At 55.9% G+C, this 17,632-nt stretch carries 15 protein-coding genes; 11 read left to right on the top strand and 4 right to left on the bottom strand.

Annotated elements, in window-relative coordinates; all coding sequences use genetic code 11:
• The first annotated feature begins 19 nt into the window (after nucleotides 1-19).
• The 11 genes from ACR0B3_RS08930 (at nucleotide 20) to ACR0B3_RS08880 (ending at nucleotide 13,681) form a co-directional block, all read left to right on the top strand.
• A complete protein-coding gene (locus ACR0B3_RS08930) occupies nucleotides 20-595 on the top strand; it encodes a TRAP transporter small permease (RefSeq protein ID WP_480470784.1) in 576 nt (191 codons plus the stop codon).
• A complete protein-coding gene (locus ACR0B3_RS08925) occupies nucleotides 592-1,887 on the top strand; it encodes a TRAP transporter large permease (RefSeq protein ID WP_170328647.1) in 1,296 nt (431 codons plus the stop codon). Before ACR0B3_RS08930 ends, ACR0B3_RS08925 begins: the two co-directional genes overlap by 4 nt.
• Nucleotides 1,887-3,779: a bifunctional sugar phosphate isomerase/epimerase/4-hydroxyphenylpyruvate dioxygenase family protein gene (locus ACR0B3_RS08920; RefSeq protein ID WP_480808746.1), complete on the top strand. Its 1,893-nt coding sequence runs from the start codon at nucleotides 1,887-1,889 to the stop codon at nucleotides 3,777-3,779. The genes ACR0B3_RS08925 and ACR0B3_RS08920 overlap by 1 nt, the downstream gene beginning before the upstream one ends.
• Nucleotides 3,776-4,603, top strand: a complete 828-nt coding sequence (locus ACR0B3_RS08915) for a citryl-CoA lyase (protein ID WP_480808745.1) — start codon at nucleotides 3,776-3,778, stop codon at nucleotides 4,601-4,603. Before ACR0B3_RS08920 ends, ACR0B3_RS08915 begins: the two co-directional genes overlap by 4 nt.
• Complete coding sequence (locus ACR0B3_RS08910) at nucleotides 4,593-5,780, top strand: Gfo/Idh/MocA family protein (protein ID WP_480808744.1); 1,188 nt, start codon at nucleotides 4,593-4,595, stop codon at nucleotides 5,778-5,780. The genes ACR0B3_RS08915 and ACR0B3_RS08910 overlap by 11 nt, the downstream gene beginning before the upstream one ends.
• Nucleotides 5,770-6,444, top strand: a complete 675-nt coding sequence (locus ACR0B3_RS08905; RefSeq protein WP_480808743.1) for a hypothetical protein — start codon at nucleotides 5,770-5,772, stop codon at nucleotides 6,442-6,444. Before ACR0B3_RS08910 ends, ACR0B3_RS08905 begins: the two co-directional genes overlap by 11 nt.
• Nucleotides 6,437-7,627, top strand: a complete 1,191-nt coding sequence (locus ACR0B3_RS08900; RefSeq protein WP_480808742.1) for a Gfo/Idh/MocA family protein — start codon at nucleotides 6,437-6,439, stop codon at nucleotides 7,625-7,627. Before ACR0B3_RS08905 ends, ACR0B3_RS08900 begins: the two co-directional genes overlap by 8 nt.
• Nucleotides 7,628-7,781: 154 nt before the next feature.
• Nucleotides 7,782-8,696, top strand: coding sequence for a sugar phosphate isomerase/epimerase family protein (locus ACR0B3_RS08895; RefSeq protein WP_480808741.1), 915 nt, complete (start codon nucleotides 7,782-7,784; stop codon nucleotides 8,694-8,696).
• Nucleotides 8,677-10,086, top strand: a complete 1,410-nt coding sequence (locus ACR0B3_RS08890) for an aldehyde dehydrogenase family protein (protein ID WP_480808740.1) — start codon at nucleotides 8,677-8,679, stop codon at nucleotides 10,084-10,086. The genes ACR0B3_RS08895 and ACR0B3_RS08890 overlap by 20 nt, the downstream gene beginning before the upstream one ends.
• The gene (locus ACR0B3_RS08885; protein ID WP_480808739.1) at nucleotides 10,086-11,867 is read left to right on the top strand and encodes a thiamine pyrophosphate-binding protein; all 1,782 of its coding nucleotides are present in this window, start codon (nucleotides 10,086-10,088) and stop codon (nucleotides 11,865-11,867) included. Before ACR0B3_RS08890 ends, ACR0B3_RS08885 begins: the two co-directional genes overlap by 1 nt.
• A 1,100-nt stretch (nucleotides 11,868-12,967) precedes the next feature.
• On the top strand, nucleotides 12,968-13,681 hold the full coding sequence (locus tag ACR0B3_RS08880; RefSeq protein WP_480808738.1) for an IS6 family transposase: 714 nt from the start codon (nucleotides 12,968-12,970) through the stop codon (nucleotides 13,679-13,681).
• 58 nt (nucleotides 13,682-13,739) lie between these two features.
• On the opposite strand, the gene ACR0B3_RS08875 is transcribed toward ACR0B3_RS08880, so the two are convergent.
• The 4 genes from ACR0B3_RS08875 to ACR0B3_RS08860 form a co-directional block, all read right to left on the bottom strand.
• Nucleotides 13,740-14,756, bottom strand: a complete 1,017-nt coding sequence (locus ACR0B3_RS08875; RefSeq protein ID WP_480808737.1) for a DUF2955 domain-containing protein — start codon at nucleotides 14,754-14,756, stop codon at nucleotides 13,740-13,742.
• Nucleotides 14,746-15,810 (bottom strand): HlyD family secretion protein, encoded by a 1,065-nt coding sequence (locus ACR0B3_RS08870; RefSeq protein WP_170623642.1) that lies wholly within the window; start codon nucleotides 15,808-15,810, stop codon nucleotides 14,746-14,748. The genes ACR0B3_RS08875 and ACR0B3_RS08870 overlap by 11 nt, the downstream gene beginning before the upstream one ends.
• A complete protein-coding gene (locus tag ACR0B3_RS08865; RefSeq protein WP_480808736.1) occupies nucleotides 15,807-16,886 on the bottom strand; it encodes an AI-2E family transporter in 1,080 nt (359 codons plus the stop codon). Before ACR0B3_RS08865 ends, ACR0B3_RS08870 begins: the two co-directional genes overlap by 4 nt.
• A 187-nt stretch (nucleotides 16,887-17,073) precedes the next feature.
• Complete coding sequence (locus tag ACR0B3_RS08860) at nucleotides 17,074-17,388, bottom strand: potassium channel family protein (RefSeq protein WP_480808735.1); 315 nt, start codon at nucleotides 17,386-17,388, stop codon at nucleotides 17,074-17,076.
• Between the last annotated feature and the right edge of the window lie 244 nt (nucleotides 17,389-17,632).

Raw genomic sequence — 17,632 nt, 5'->3', positions numbered from 1 at the left:
CAAGGGAGGGAGAACCACAATGAAAGGCTTCATAAAGGGGTTCTCCCGGCTGACCGAAGCGATTGCCGGTGGTATGCTGGCGGCAATCTTCCTAATCTTCCTTCTGCAAATTCTTCTGCGGTACTTTTTTACCCCCGCCGGTTGGACGCTTGAACTGATCGGCATCCTCTGGGTCTGGGTGATCTTTTTTAGCTGCGCGTTCATCGTGCGCGAGAGAGATCACGTAAAGTTCGACATCATCTACCTTTCGGTGCCGGTGCGCGTTCGCCAGGTCTTTGCGATGCTGGCAGCCGCGGCAATTGTGGTCGGGATGCTCTACAGTTTCCTGCCAACGTGGGACTACATCGACTGGATGAAAATCCGCAAAACATCGACCGTGCGCAATCCGTTCTCGGGTGAGAAGATACCGCTGCGCACTGTGTTCTCAATTTATGCGGTGTTCATGCTGGTCGTGGCCGCACGGTATGGCTGGCTGTTCTTCGACATCATGCGGAACGGCCCGCCCAAAACCGAACTTGAAATGGTCGTGGGATTTAACGTGGTCGACGATCACCCCCGGGTCGACGGTGAAGACGACGAGGACGCAGACAAATGAGTTTTGAACTTCTTTCCTGCCTGCTCGCTCTTTTTCTTCTGGCAGGCATAGGGACACCTATCGGCTATTCCATCCTCTTGGCCTCATTGGTGTACCTTGGTACCGCCGGATTGGACGTCGCTCTCGCAGGCGAGAAGATCCTGCAAGGGTTCTACAAAAGCACGATCCTGCTTGCGGTTCCTTTGTTCATCGTCGCCGCGAACATCATGAATGCGGGGTCGATCACCGACCGCTTGCTGAACTTCTGCGTCGCTGCTGTCGGTCGTTTCAAAGGCGGCCTCGGGCACGTCAATGTGGTGGCGTCGCTGATCTTTTCCGGTATGTCCGGCTCGGCTGTCGCGGATGCGGCAGGGATCGGCAAGATCATCATTGAGATGATGACCAAGGATGGCCGCTATAGCCGAGGCTATGCGGCGGCGATCACGGCGGCCTCGGCGACGATCGGCCCGATCATTCCGCCCTCGATCCCGATGGTTCTGTATGCGCTGGTTTCAAAGGCGTCTATCGGGTCGCTGTTTTTGGCAGGCATTTTGCCGGGTCTGATCATGGGTGTCGTCCTGATGGCGATGAACTATTATCTGGCCGGAAAGCGGAACTTTGCCTTGGAAGAACCAGTTCCGCTGCGCGAGTTGCCTGCTAAAACCGCCAACGCGTTCCCAGCACTGCTGATGCCCGCAATCCTTCTGTACGGCATATATGGTGGCGTCACTACTCCGACTGAGGCTGCAGCCGTGGCTGCATTCTACGCCCTGCTTCTGGCAGCGTTGTTCTACCGCGCACTGACCTTCCGTGGCCTTTATCAAGTGTTCGTCGACAGCGCGCGCTCTTCCGCCGCCGTCGGGGTTGTCATTGGCGGCGCGTTCATTCTGAACTTCATCGTCATTCAGGAGCAAATTCCTCAGTCGATCTCGGCACTGCTGGAGGGTTCTGATGTAAGCCCGATTGTGTTTCTGATCCTCGTAAACCTGCTGATCCTCGCCTTGGGATGCGTGTTGGACGCGACAACGATCATTTTGGTGATTGTGCCCCTGTTCATTCCAACCTGCGAGGCGCTTGGGATTGATCTGGTGCATTTCGGAGTGCTGGTCGTGGTGAACTCGATGATCGGTTTGATCACGCCACCCTATGGGATCCTTCTCTTTGTGATCAACGCCGTGACGGACATTCCGCTGCGCGAAATCATCTCGGAAATCTGGGCTTTCCTCGCGGTGCTCATATTCGCTTTGGTGATCATGATGCTGATGCCGGATCTGGTCCTGTGGTTGCCGCGTATGTTTGGATATCAGGGATAATGTGCCTCTCGGTTTCGACAACGTCGATCCCCGGTGATCTGGCCGAAAAACTGAGTGCAATCGCCGACGCGGGGTTCGGAGGTGTCGAGTTACACGAACCGGATTTGACCGCTTTTGATGGGCCGCCATCGCAAATTCGGAACATTGCATCAGATCTCGGCCTTAAGATTTGCCTGCTGCAGCCCTTCCATAACCTTGAAGGCCAGTCCGGCGGTGGACGGGAGCGCGCCTTTGATCGGCTGAAACGCAAACTCGACCTGATGAACGAGTTGGAAACGGAGTTGCTGCTCATTGGGTCCGCGTTCGAGGTCGATGCTGCTGCGACCGAAGAACGGGTAATCGCAGATCTTGGCGAAGCGGCCCAGATCGCGAAAGAGATGGGGTTGCGTCTGGCCTATATGGGCTTGCCATGGTCGGATCTTATTCACTCGGATGAACAGGCGTTAGGCGTCGTTGAAGCCATCGACAGCCCTCATTTGGGGCTGGCCTTGAATTCCTTCTTCTCGCTTGCCGACGGGTCCAAACCCGCCCGCCTTCGGGATATTCCCGGAGAGCGGCTGTTCCATGTGCAACTGTCCGATGCACCCCGGCTTGAGATGGATATACGTCGGCTCAAACGGCACTTTGGGCTTCTGCCAGGGCTTGGGTCGCTGAACCTTGAGGGCTTCGTGCGGGTGTTGTCCCGCGCCGGATACAAGGGGCCTTGGTCCATTGCGCGCGTCAACGAAGCAGCTCCTCAACCCGGTGGCCGCACACTGGCCCGAGACAGCTACAGGTCGCTGGTGAACCTTTTGGACGAAGTGTCGCGGACCGAGCCGGGAGCGGATTTCGGCATCCCGGACCTGCCGGAACGCGTCTATGCGTCAGGCTTCGAATTCGTCGAATTTACAGCTGATGAGGAAAGCGGCGCGCAGCTGGCAGACATGCTTTCAGCAATGTGCTTTCGAATGGAGCGAAAGCACGTCACCAAGTCCGTCGAGCTGTGGCGGCAGGGCGCGATCAACATCGTTGTGAACACTGAAAAGGAAGGTTTTGCCCATTCGGCGTTCCTGGGTCACGGCCCCTCGGTTTGTGACATGGGGTTGCGTGTCAAAGATGCGGATCAGACGGTTCAGCGAGCGACCGCGTTGGGCGCGCCGAATTTCTCACAGCCGGTGGGGACAGGGGAATTGGATATCCCGGCCATTCGGGGCGTTGGTGGCAACGTCGTTCATTTTATCGATGAAAAATCCGATCTGCATCGGGTGTGGGACATCGAGTTCGAGCCGGTCGTGAAAACCAAAGCGACCCAGCCTTCCGGTTTGCGCCGTATCGACCATCTGGCACAGACGATGCGCCATGATGAGATGCAAAGCTGGCTGCTTTATTACATTTCGACCTTTGAGATGGCAAAATCCCCTATCGTGAACGTCGCCGACCCGTCCGGCGTCGTGCAAAGCCAAGCCATCGAAAGCCCCGAAGGCGAAGTGCGTCTGAACCTGAACGGGGCTGTTGGGCGCCGAACACTGGCGGCGTCATTCCTTGAAGATGGTTTCGGAGCGGGCGTTCAGCACATCGCCTTTCAGTCAGACGACATATTTGAAACCTCAGCCCAGTTGCGCAAGTTCGGCTTTCCCAGCCTGACGATCCCGGAAAACTACTACGCTGATCTGCAAGCGACTTTCGGATTGGATGACGATCTGATCGCCAAAATGCGCCGTGGCAACATCCTTTACGACCGGGCAGCGGGTGCCGAGTATTTTCAGATATACAGCCGCCCGATCTTTAACGGCTTCTTCTTCGAAATTGTTGAACGCCGCATGGGCTATGCCGGTTACGGTGCGCGTAACGCGCCCATTCGCCTTGCTGCGCAAAGCAAAACACAGTCGGTGAAAGAGGTGCGAACGCAATGACCGCGCAGATGACGAGCGATGAGCGCGCGGTTCGCCAATGGTGGCGTACCTCCATCATCGACATGAAACCCGGACAGATCGCTTTTCGCGGCAACGCCATAGAGGACCTGATCGGGAACGTTTCTTTCCCGCAGATGATATGGCTGATGGTGCGGGGCGATCTGCCCAGCGACGCGCAAGCGCGCCTGTTCGAGGCCGCCTTGGTCGCAGGCGTGGATCACGGCCCACAGGCCCCTTCGATCGCGGCCGCGCGTATGGCCGCCACCTGCGGGGTCGGTCTCAATAATGCGATGGCGACTGCGGTGAACATGCTGGGCGATGTGCATGGCGGGGCAGGAGAGCAGTGTGCAGAGCTATACTATGATATCGCGGTTCGCATGGATTGCGGAGCATCGTTGACCGACGCTGTGAGGGACGGTCTGGATAGCTGGCGCGAGACCTATGGCAAGATCGTCTCGGGCTTTGGTCACAGGTTCCACAAGCCCGTCGACCCACGCGCACCCCGGCTGATGCAACTTGTTCGAGATGCGGCGGCAGAAGGCACAGTTTCTGGCCGGTTTGCCGATATCGGAGAAGAGGTGCAGGCTGAACTCGGCCGCCAACGCGGCGGTCGTCCAATTGCCATGAATATCGACGGCGCGACGGCTGTGATCTTCTGCGAACTTGGCTTTCCTGCGCCCTTGTCGCGAGGGCTGTTCTGCCTGTCCCGCTCAGTCGGAATACTCGCCCACGCCTGGGAGCAGATGGGGCAGGGCGGTCGGAACAAAGGGCCCATGCCCCCGAATTATTTACCCCTCTACAAAGACAGGAATGATGACACGTGAGACATCGAAATCCTTCCGGGTCGGCCTTATCGGCTGTGGTCGTATCAGCGATATCTATCTAAAAACACTATCCAAATTTTCGAGCGTCGAGGTCGTGGCTTGTGCAAGTCTTGATCCTTCGGAAAGCCGCGCCAAAGCGGATCAATACGGTGTCGCCAAGGCCTGCACTCCAGATGAAGTGTTTGACGATCCGACGATTGACTGCATTCTGAACCTGACAATTCCGGCGGCGCATGCGGAAATCAGTTTGCGCGCGTTAGAGGCGGGCAAGCACGTCTATTCCGAGAAGCCGCTGGTTATGAATCGAACGGATGGTAAGGCGATCCTGCACATGGCCTCTGAAAAGGGGCTACTGGTCGGTTGCGCTCCTGACACATTTCTGGGCGGTCGCTGGCAGACCGTTCGGCGCTTGATCGACGAGGGTGCCATTGGCAAACCGACAGGGGTTTTTGCCCATGTCGGGACCCACGGGACGGAGCGCCACCATCCCAACCCGGATTTCTACTACCAGGCCGGTGGCGGGCCCTTGCTGGATCTTGGCCCCTATTACCTGACCGCCATGATTTTTTGCCTTGGGCAAATTGACCGGGTCGCCGGAATGGCTCGGCGCACGTTCGACAAAAGGATGATCGAAAACGGTCCTCGCAACGGCGAATGGATGGATGTCGAGGTCGACACGCACTCCCTAAGCCTGTTGCAGTTCTCATCCGGTGCCATCGGGTCGATGACCATGAGCTTTGATGTCTGGGATAGCGAAACTCCGCGGTTCGAGATCTACGGTGAGAACGGAACCATCAGCATCCCTGACCCTGACCCGGTTCATGGGGCCAATATCTTTCAGGGGGATGTCTGGCTGAAAACGCGAGATACCTCGCGCTGGTCTCATCAGCCTCGTCCAACCGGTCGTGAAGGCTGGCAGGTGGTCGAAAACAAACACGGGTTCAATGAGGACAGCCGCGGGCTCGGCCTTTTGGATTTGGCTCTGGCGGCACAAGAAGGACGCCAACCCCGTGCAAGTGGAGCGCTTGCCTACCATGTTTTCGAGGTCATGGACGCAATCGAGCGGGCGCCGAAATTCGGTGCCTACCAGACGATAGAAAGCCGTTGCGAGGCGCCGGTGCCTCTGCCGTTCAATTTCTTACAGGATGAGAGGAAGGAGTTGGTCCATGCCGATTGAGACACTCGACTTTGCCCAGCCATTCTTTCGTGTCCAGCACATCGCCAATGAAGACAGAATATCTGTCGAGGGTCGCGCCATCGTCCTTAACCTTGGGGGGCGAAATCTCTCTGTCGAGGATCAGACCGTTGCACCGCTTTCTTCCGTGATCGTGCAAGACAGCACGGTTGGCGGCGTGGAACGCGCAGTTATTGTCTACGGTTTCGATGCGCATGCCGATGAAAACGAGCTGTTCGCATGGGTGAAAGATACTTGGCCATCTGCTTTTGATGTTCGCCAAGAGGAGCGTCTGCGCGGTGTAAGCCACTACATGTCGCCAAAGGTCTTCGTGGGCAATGTTGGGCTGACCATGTACCACTCGGGCTTGGTTCCGCTGAATGTCGGATTGCATAAGGATCATCCGTTCTGCCCGGTGCCGGGGTTTCGCGAGGTGCATACGCAAATCGTTGGCTTTGGCAAAATGCAGCAATGTCGAGAACGGGACGTTGAGACGCTTTATCTCGAAGAATTCATGGCGCCGGGCACGACACACAAACCGATGTATGACGCTGAAGGCAACTATCCCTGGCATCAGTACGAGACGATTACCCCCAGCATTTTCATGGCGGTGGAAATGCTGCCGGAAGGCGCACGGGTCCCGGATATGGAGGTTCAGAATGGCTGAGAGACTTTTACCCGAAGACCTGAACTTTGACGGACCTTTCCCCCGGTTGTCTCGCCGTTTGCGGCTGGGCGTTGTTGGCGGCGGACGTATCTCTGTCACGCAGGCAACGGCCGCGCGGATGACCGACCGGTTGGAGGTCGTCGCAGGAGCGCTCAGTTCTGACGCCGCGCGAAGCAAGGCGCGGGGGGCCGAGTGGTATCTGCCAGCAGACAGATGCTATGCGTCATTCGACGAGATGGCACAGGCCGAGGCGGCGCGCCCGGACGGCGTAGATGCCGTAATGATCACCACCCCGAACCACGTTCATTTCGATGCGGCCAAAGCGTTTCTAGAAGCAGGCATTGATGTGCTGTGTGACAAGCCCCTGACCAACGAAGTCGCCGAAGCCGAGAGGCTTGAGGAGATTACCGCACGCACGGGTCAGGTCTTTGTTGTCGGCTATGCGATGTCGTGTTTTCCAGTAATCCGTCAGGCCAAACAAATCGTGGCGGAAGGCGGCATCGGTAAAATCAACCAAATCCACGTCGAGTTCATGCAAGACTGGATGACGCCCGATGATGTTGCTGATGCGCCCCATGTCAAATGGCGGCTGGACCCAAAGATTTCTGGTCCGACCAGCTGTGTCGGCGATATCGGAACCCATGCAGCGCATCTCACCAGTTTTGTCTCGGGCCTGCCCTTGACCAACCTACGGGCCGAGTTTCATGTCTGCGGCGCGCCAAAGCCTTTGGAAGACACAGCATTCATGTTCACCCGCTATCAAAATGAGGTTCCGGGCACCCTCATGGCGACGCGCCTTGCCCCCGGAAATCGGGGAGGGTTGCGGTTACGTATATTCGGGAGCGAAGGAGGCCTCGAGTGGGACCTAGAGAATTCGGAACAGCTGAAGTTCAATCGGTTTGGTGAGCCAGATCGTATCATCAGCCGAGGTCACGGGCACGGTATTGGCCCCGGCGCGGAACGTCTGATCCGGACCGCGCGGGGCTTCCCCGAAGGGATTATCGAAGCCTGGGCCAATCTCTATGCGGAATTTGCCATGGCCATCGCCGCTCGTCGGGATGGCGTTACCGTTCCGGCCGATTGGCTGACCTATCCCAGTGTCAATCAAGGCGCAGACGGTGTCCGATTCATTGATGCCTCCGTGCGCTCTCACCAGTCTGGAGGTGACTGGGTCACTCTCTAAGGCTCCGCCATCACGATTGAAAAACACGCCCGGGCCGTTGCCTGGGCGCTTTCATTTCCGGCTAACTATTAAAAGTTGATATTTTTAAAAATATCAGATATTTTTATCTACGTGTGATGAAATAGAGATTCGCAGACACGTGGAGCTGTCGTTCATGGTGAAACCCGAAGAGGCTGGCGCAAGCCCCTCTCTCTATTCCTTGGCGCATCTGACGCTGATCGGCTGTACGCCGCCCGAGCTGGTCTATATCGCCGCGCGGGCCGGTTACGATGCCGTCAGCCCCCGCTTCATTCCGATGCATGTGCCCGGTGAATTCACTCAATCCCCAATCGATAAGGCTCAGGTGCAGGCCACCAAAACGGCTCTCACTACCACCGGCTTGAAAGTCCTCGATGTCGAGCTTGCGCGCATCACCGAAGATGTCGATCCGCGCAGTTTTGAGCCTTCTCTTGAGATCGGTGGGGAATTGGGCGCTAAACGCATGATCATGAGCGCGTGGACCAACACCCGCGACGATCGTGACTTTCTGATCGACGTCTATTCTGAGACCTGCGAACTGGCCGCGCCCTACGGGCTAACAGTGGACTTGGAATTCCCAAGCTTCTCTCGCTTGCGCACTCTGGATGAGGCCCTGGATATTGTCCGCGCCTCTGATCAACCGAATGGCGGTATTCTGGTCGATACGCTTTATCTGCACCTCAGTCGCGTTGATCTCGGAGAGCTTTTGCACGTCCCCTCTGACCTGTTCCACTTCCTGCATATCTCTGATTGCCTGCCCGGCATCGCCGATACGCGTGAAGGCATGATCCAACTGGCCCGCGATGCGCGGCTCTATCCCGGCGAAGGCTGGATTGACTTCACCGGCATCATCGAACGGATGCCGCCCGTCGACTATTCCATCGAACTGCCCAACCAAAGTCGCGTTGCCGAGTTGGGGTATGAAGAACACGCGCGTCGCTGTCTCAGCCACGCCAAGCGAACATTCGGCGAGGCGCGGTCACAGCGCCGTATGCCCGATGCAGCAATTCCAAAACACCAAGAGGATTATCATGGGCAAAGAGCTCACTGAAAACGACCGCAATATGGCGGCCGATATGCTGGCACGCGCCCGCGCTGCCATGGCCGAGATCGAAGATTGGGATCAGGACAGACTGGACCGCCTGTCTCAGGCCATTGCGTGGTACGCAGGAAACGAGAAAACCTTCACGCGTCTGGCCCAGCAAGGCGTGGACGAAAGCGGTATCGGAGATCGTGCGGGACGTCCGGCAAAGCGGTTCAAGATTCACATGGTGCTGCGTGATGTCTTGCGCATGCCATCGACCGGTATCGTCGAGGTGGATGAGGAAAAAGGACTGGTGAAATATGCCAAGCCTGCTGGCGTCATCGCATCCCTGATCCCGATGACCAATCCTGCGATGACACCACCGGTGACCGGTGTTTCCGCCGCAAACGCCCGGAATGCAGTCATCTTCAGCCCGCATCCACGCACCGCTCACACGACTTATGAAATGGTCGAGGTCATGCGTGCAGCCTGCCGTGCCGCCGGTGCGCCCGAAGATCTGTTTCAATCAATTCGCAAACCGTCGATCCCGCTCACCCAGCATCTCATGGAAATCTGTGATCTGACGCTGGCGACGGGTGGCAAGCCCATGGTCAAAGCGGCCTACAGTTCGGGTCGTCCGGCTTACGGCGTTGGCGCGGGTAATTCTTCCATCGTCATTGATGAGACCGCAGATCTGGACATCGCCGCGCAGAATACGCGTATTTCAAAGACTTCTGATTTTGGGTCCGGTTGCTCCGCCGACGGCAACATTATCATCCAGCGCTCGGTTTACGACGATATGGTCAATGCTCTTGAAGCCGAAGGCGGGTACCTGTGCTCGGACGATGAGAAGGCCATGCTCGAAGCGGCCATGTGGGACGAAAAGGGCATCCGCACCTTCCCGACCATTGCCTGTCCGCCGCAGCAAACGGCCAAGGTCGCCGGATTTAGCATCCCCGAAGATCGCAAGTTTCTGATGGTTGAAAACCAGGGACAAATCGGGCCGCAGCACAAGTTCTCCAAGGAGAAACTGACCACGCTGATGGCGCTTTATCACTTCGACACGTTCGATGACGCGCTGGAAACGGTCAGCCAGATCTACAGCACCGGAGGCAAGGGTCATTCCTGTGGGATCTATAGCCATAACGACGATCATATCGATCGGCTTGCGCGTCTGGCTCCGGTCAGCCGCATGATGGTTCGACAGCCTCAATCCAAGGCCAACGCGGGTGCCTGGACCAATGGCATGCCAATGACCAGCAGCCTGGGCTGCGGCATCTGGGGCGGCAACATCACCAACGAAAACGTCACCATGAAACATATGATGAATTACACTTGGGTCAGCCGTCCGATCCCCGAGGATCGTCCCTCGGAACCGGAGCTGTTCGGTGAATTCTACGGGCAGGAGGTCGCGTGATGGACGGAGCGAAACTGGACGGCAAAACCGTTGCCGAACATATCGTTGACTTTCTCGAACGCCGTGAGGTCAAGCACGTTTTCGGCCTGTGCGGGCACACGAACATTGCGGTTCTGGCTGCGCTGGCGGAAAGTCCCATCGATTTCGTCACAGTACGACACGAACAAATCGCCAGCCACGCGGCGGATGCATATGCCCGCGTGACTGGCAAGGCCTCGGTGGTCTTGTCTCACCTCTCCCCAGGTTTGACAAACTGCGCCACTGGGGTCGCCAACGCGGCGCTGGACTGTATCCCCATGGTCGTGATCGCAGGTGACATTCCCACGCATTACTACGGCAAGCATCCGCATCAGGAGGTGAACCTGCACGCTGACGCTGCCCAGTGGGAGATCTATCGCCCCTTTGTCAAACGTGCATGGCGGGTGGACCGGGCAGACTTGATGGCCGAAATCCTGGAGAAAGCATTCCATCTTGCCGAAAGCGGCCAGCCCGGACCGGTGTTGGTCAACGTGCCCATGGATATCTTCTCTGAGGTGATCCCCTCGGACAGTTTCGACCGTATCCGCGACAACACGCGCGCGCTCAAGAAACCGTCGATTGACGACGAGACCGCGCGTGAAATCATTGAAGCACTGGCGCAGGCCGTAAACCCGGTTGCTTATGTCGGCGGGGGTATCCTTCTGGCCCAAGCTAGTGAGGAATTGCGCGAATTCGTCGAACATATGGGGCTGCCCGTTGCGCATTCACTGATGGGCAAAGGCGCTCTGCGGGATGACCACCCGCTTGTGCTGGGAATGACCGGGTTCTGGGGCACCGAATTGGTCAACCAATCTTGCCTGAACGCGGACTATATCTTTGCTGTCGGTACAAGGTTCAAAGAGGCCGATTGCTCCAGTTGGTATCCCGGCTACACGTTCAATATTCCCGGTTCCAAGGTCATTCATATCGACATCGAACCGCAGGAGATCGGCCGGAATTATCCCACCGAGATCGGGGTCGTTGCGGATGCCAAGGCCGCGTTGCGCGTCCTCAACCGGGTTGCCCGTGAGATGTATCCGGGCGGTTTCAAACGCCCCGCGCTTGAACAGAAAATTGCTGAATTCCGGACCAACTTTAAAGAGCGCAACGTGGAAATGGCGACTTCATCGGCCTTTCCGATGATGCCCGAGCGTATCCTGGCAGATACCCGCAAGGCACTGCCTGAGGATGCCATCATCACCACGGACGTTGGGTGGAACAAGAATGGTGTCGGACAGCAATTCGATATCCTGACACCCGGTTCAATACTGACGCCGGGCGGGTTCGCGACGATGGGTTTTGGCCCTCCGGGCGCGATCGGCGCGAAACTGGCAGCCCCGGATCGCGTGGTGCTTAGCCTCGTTGGCGATGGCGGGTTTGGTCAAAACCCGTCAATGCTGGCGACAGCGGTCGAGCTTAATCTGGGCATCATCTGGCTGGTTATGAACAACAACGCCTTCGGAACGATCGCCGGCCTTCAAAAAGCGCACTATGGTCTGACCTATGGAACCACGTTCCCCGGATCAGCCGCAGCACCCGCAAACGGACCGGGCTATGCCGACATAGCGCGAGCCTACGGCGCGGAAGGGCACAGACTCAGCGCTGCCGACGAACTGTTGCCCGCATTGGAAGCGGCAATCGCCAGTGGCAAGCCAACCGTGCTCGATGTGCCAATGATCAACAACCCAACACCAACGACCGGACACTGGAACATCTTGGACATATACTCGCCGGACAAAGAGGCATCTCACGTCGCGACTTGACGAAACTGGGCGCGTTCAGACGCGCCCAGTTTATTGTGTCAATGCACATCCATGCTCGAGCAAATACCCGTCTTAGTGTTGCAAAGGTTGCCATGGCAAACCGAAGGTTAGTCACGGTCCGACATCAATTGGCTTTGGCTGAAAGAAAGACAGAAAGAAAACCTGAGGCAAACCTCTTCATTGAACATGTCTATCCAAATTCTGCGGAAAACCATCGTATTTTTTTGCTTATCCGGCGCACATGCTCTGGATCACGACATGTAATGTTATGCCAGTTGGGCAAGGTTGCGTGACCGGCAGGCAAAGGTTCTGGGCGCGATTGACGGAGCATGATCCAAGTACTGCGATCTAATTGGCGACAAACTGGGACTCGAACTCGAGATTTTCGTGCCGTAAAAAGACAGATGGGAGGTGTTTCCTCGCCACCGGTCAAAAACAAAAAATTGCTGGATTTTAGTTCATGGTGCCAAATCAATAAGCTTAAATAGCGAGCGCCACGTCAAATCGGCATTCACCAGTGCTTTGGCACAGTATGTTGCAGGAGGTGGTAAGTGTCAGCCTGGTTGTTTATTCCTTGTTCGATAAAAGATCTTCGAGAATGTCATATGGCGCGGTGTCCCTAAACTGTTTCACGAGTTCAGCGTCGTTTGAATGATCCCGCTCGCAAGTTTTTAGTAGCTGCCATAGATGAAGAAGAAGAACGCTTGTCGCTCCCACGGCCGCAATATTGAAGGCGATTTCCCACACTGTCATTTCGATATTCCCACAATTGATAAGTTACCTTTCCGCAACCTTAGATCCAACCATAACACTTGACGAAAACCGGAACCTGTGGCTCCGAGCCCAAACTGCAACTGAAAGATCATGTCTCAGGATGACCTGGAAGACCTGTTGAACTCAATCAGCCGGCCGACGCTGGAAGAAGAAGCATTTTTTCGGCAAACATCGCGCTCTTGGTATCGGTGTCGGGCTCGATGAGCATGGGAAAATAGTCTATGCGAATAAGCTCGTATTCATCGACTTCGATGCATCCTCGTTGAGCCCTGAAAGGTCTTGTCAGAAGAACTTTGGTTGAGCGGGGCAGGGGTGTCGCGTAGCTTTTGTCCAGGACCAGCTCTGCCTCATTCAAGTACTTCAAAACCAGCCTAGAGATCATCCGCCTTGCGGTGATGCTTTACATCCGTTTCCCACTCTCGCTTCGGAATGTTGAAGATATGCTGCACGAGTTAGGCAACGACGTGAGCTGCGAAACTGTCCGATATTGGTGGAACAGGTTTACCCCGGTGTTTGCTGCTGAGATCAGACGCAAGCGTGTTCAGCAATTGAGAGCATACTCCAAATGGAAGTGGCACGTGGACGAGGTTTTCGTGAAGGTCAATGGCAAACGGCATTATCTTTGGCGGGCCGCTGATCACGAAGGTGAGGTGCTGGAAGCCGTTGTCACCAAACGCCGAAACAAAGCTGCAGCACTGAAATTCCTCAAGAAATTGATGAAGCGGCGCGGTTGCGCCGAAGAGATCGTCACAGATCACTTCGCTTCTTACAAGTCTGCGATCAGAGAAATTAGCGCGCTCGAAAAACAAAGGACGAGAAGGTGGCTAAACAACTGCGTCGAGAATACGCACCTACCGTTTCGACGACGCGAACGCGCGATGCAGCGTTTCAGGCGCATGCGAAGTTTGCAGAAATTCGCATGCGTCCATTCCTCTGTCTACAACCAGTTCAATCAGGAAAGATCGCTAGCCAGTCGTGACACCTTTAAGTTGACCCGCGCCGTCGTTTTTAGCGAGTGGCGTCAACTTTGTTCGGGATAGGTTCGCGGTTTCCGCAGCAAACCGAGACGTGTTCGAATTAGTCTGACAGCACTCTCTGTCAGGTGCTTGTCGACGTATTCCGTTTCTTTTCCGGCCAGAACTCATCCACCACGACATAAGCAACGATCACGAAAATCGCAGCACTGGCGACTTGCAGAACGCGCGTGATGCTTTTGACGTCGGCCTCATCCGAAAACGGAGAAATCGATCCACCATAGACAATCAGCATCGTCGTCAGGGCCGAGCCGGCCGCCGCAGCGAGCGAAGCCTGAGATTTTCCGAGTGCTCCAAGCGTTATGCAAAAGAAAAAGCACAGCAGAATTGGCGTCAGAATAATCGGGGCAATGACGTTGATTTCGTAGCAAACGATCGACACTGCCGCACCCAGTAGGTTTGCCGTCAGCATAGCCTTGGCCACGGTTTTGCCCGCTGCAGGCATCGCCGCCAGCTGCTGGCTGAGAAGTGCCACAAAGAACAGAACCAGCAACGCCGATGCGCCGGACACGAAAAACGCCAAAGCAAAGGGAACCGTGACAAGTGACATTCTGACAATCCGGCGGTGCGGGTCAAAGTCTGGTGGCGATGCTGCTTTTTTCTCGGCAGCTGTCAGGGGTGCGGCTGGTATCACCACAAACATCAGTGTCGAAACGAACCCTGCAAACAGCAGGTTCAGTGGTATCCAGAATACTAGCACCAAGGCCAAATCCTGCGATTGCAGCGCAAGGTTCGGGATCATCAATGCCCCCATCAGGGCGATGACTCCGGGCAGAACACCTGCGCCGGATACCGACCAAATGAACGACAGGATAATCCCAATGGCCACCAGAATGAGGAAAACCACAGGATAGGGCGCGAAGGTAGATGACAGCAGGAAGGAAATGAACATCAACCCAATCGAGAACACAAACAGCTTCGCGAAGGCTGCCAGTGGTAATGCGGCTGGGGCCTGAAGAAACAGGGCCGTGAACACTGCTCCGACAACGGCCAGAGGCCACCCCAGAAACAGCCCTAGCCCGAAAACGCCAGTTACACCCAGCGCAAGCCTGTGTACTGCGCGCCGATCCTCAGTACGCATAGGACAGAATCGAAACCACGCGAATGTAGGCGCGGCCTACCGCGTTCAGCAGAGAACTGTCGCTGAGGTACATGATCACGTCGGCTTGCCCGTTGAGCTGAAAGCGCAGATCATCCTCGGTGCTTCCGGCCTCGTAACCCGGCAGCACGATACGGACCGGGAAACGCTCGGGTTCGCGCAGAAATCCTTTGGTGCTTGGTGGGCTGGCCAATTGGCCGGGTGTGTCGCCGCCGCTTAGGGAAACAGCTGCGCTAAAGCTTTCGATGACGCCAGGAACAATTTTGCCGGGATGCATGTCCAGCACCACATCCACAGGAGACCCAACCGACGCCCGGCCCAGGTTGTTTTCGGTGAAATACGCCTCGATCCAGACATCCGTCGCATCCAAGAAGGTCAGCAGGTCCTGCCCGGACCGGGCATAAGTTCCGGGTGCGATCAGCAGGTTAGAGATCACGCCCGTTGCCGGGGCGCGCAGTTCCGTCCATTCAAGGTTAAGCTCTGCATCCGCCAATGCTGCCAACGCGCGTTGAATCTTCGGGTTTTCAATTCCCTCGTCGCCCAGCCTCTGCTTGGCTTTTTCCAGATCTGCTTTGGCGTTTTCAAAATTTGCCTCGGATTCCGCCAGTTGACCCCGCGCGTCATCTGCTTTTGAGACGGCAATCAGCCCTTTCTTTTCAAGCGCAAAAACGCGTTCTGTCTGTATGCGCATGGTGTCCAGATCACTCTGCGCCCGTGCCAGTTTGGCCTGTGCCGCGCTGACCTCTGCTGACGAAGCGCCAACCTCTTGTGTTGCTGCTTCCAGGTCCGCTTCGGCTTTGTCGCGGTCAATTTCGTATGGCCTGGGGTCGATCCGAACCAGTACATCACCGGCCGAGACGACCTGACCATTTTCGACCAAAACCTCGATCACCGTTCCGGTGACTTGCGGGACGATCTGGGTTGCCACGGCCTTGACCCTGGCATTTCCCGTAAATGGTGTTTTTCGATCAGCAACCAGATACCAGACGAGAAGAACCAAAATGACTGCCAGAGTAGTCCATATTGTTTTCCTCATTGCGCCGCTCCGTCCTCAGCGTCATTGCCTCCCGGCGTGGCATCGATCCAAACCTTGAACAGTTCGTAGAAAACGGCAAACAGAACCGGTCCCATGAAAATGCCGATCAATCCATAGGCCATCATACCGCCGAGAACGCCGATCAAGATCACCAGCATTGGCGTTTCGAGGCCTTTTGAGATGAAGACGGGCCGCAGGAAGCTGTCCATTATCGTTGTGGGAATGGCTAGAATGGTGAATGCCAGGGCCGCACCGCCTGACATCGAACTCCATGCGTAGATAATGACCGGTAACAGAACCAATCCCGGCCCGATCTGGATGATCGAGAGGATCAGGCAGATGAATGCCAGTGTCGCAGCAGATGAAATCCCGAACAGTGCCAGCAATATCCAGACAACCACGGCTTGAATGGCCGCTACACCGATGACACCTTTGGTCACATTCCGGATCGTCGCACCTGCCAGCATCACGAATTCGCCGCCTCGCGGCGCGAATACACGGTTGGCAAAGCGCTGAAGACCTTGCACTAGCGTCGGGCCGGGGCTGAACAAGCCCCCCATGATCAACACCGAAAGGGCAAGACCCAATAACCCGATTCCGATGCCCAGAACCTTTCCGAATAACGACTTGGTGATCTCAAGAATCTGCGCCCCGTATTTTGCAAGCGCACCATCCAGATTCCTTTCAAACAATCCCCATACTTCGGCAATTCTTTCTCCGACCAAGGGCAAGTCCTTGATGCGGTCCGGGGCAGGTGGAATTTCCAATTCGCCGCTGTCAGCCTGTTCGGCAAACTCGGACCCAAGTTCAGCAGCCCCCGACACTGCAGTGGCAATTGGCCCCAAGGTCAGCACAAGGCCCAGCAAAACTAAGATCGTTGCGGCAAGCGACTTTCGCCCGCCCAGCTTGGATTGAAGCCAATCGAATACCGGATAAAGCGCCACACAAAGGATTGTGGCCCAGATCACCACACTTGCCAGGGGGGCGACCATTACCAATGCGCTGTAAAGGAATAACCCGAGAAAGAGCAAACGTATTGCGAGGTCGACGATCTTGGCGTCCTGTGTCTTTTCCATTCCATCCCTCCGTTACTTTATTAACAATACACTCAAAAATCCTAATATGAATATATTTTGTGTATTCCGGGCTTTGGTCTTCGTTTGGACCCTTGCGTCGTCTTGGACGGTGATCAGCCTAGTCATTTAGAACTCAACCTTATGGCGATCTCGCTGCACGTGAGTGCTTTGGTGTTTTCGTCGGTGACTATTCGTCGCCCTGAGACAGGATCGTGTTTGCGATTGTGGTCGCTGCGGCCACAAAGATACCCAGACCCACGATGATGTAGACCATCGTAAAGATCTTCCCCGCTGCAGTCTGAGGGGAAAAATCACCAAACCCTACGGTCGAGATTGTCACGACAGAAAAATAGATGGAATCCAGCCAGCTCCAGCCTTCAACATAGTGGTAGAAAACGGATGCCCAGAGGATCATTCCGAGCGTGAAAGCGAGCAGGCTTTTGACCCGGCCGTCCCGAAAGGCGACACCCATGCCCCGTGTAATTCTTTTCAGTGAGTTCATTGATTCCTCATATATATTAGAAATCGTATATATCATTAGTTTGATGATATGAGAAACCGGGACGGGTTGGCCGTCAGAACCGTCAGAAAGATCACGGTAAAATGACTGTTCGTTTTCAAAAATCCCAAAAGGACGGGTGTTTCCGGTTTTTGGTACTGTGCTGCCCGGCATCACGACAGGGCAACTGTTCACACCGGCCGAAGTTGATTACTGTTTGATTAAGTCACTGGAAATTGGCAGCTTA

This window comes from Ruegeria sp. CE9 (genome assembly GCF_056537425.1).
Note: the sequence above shows the minus strand (reverse complement) of the source record. Positions and strands in the feature narration are given on the sequence as shown.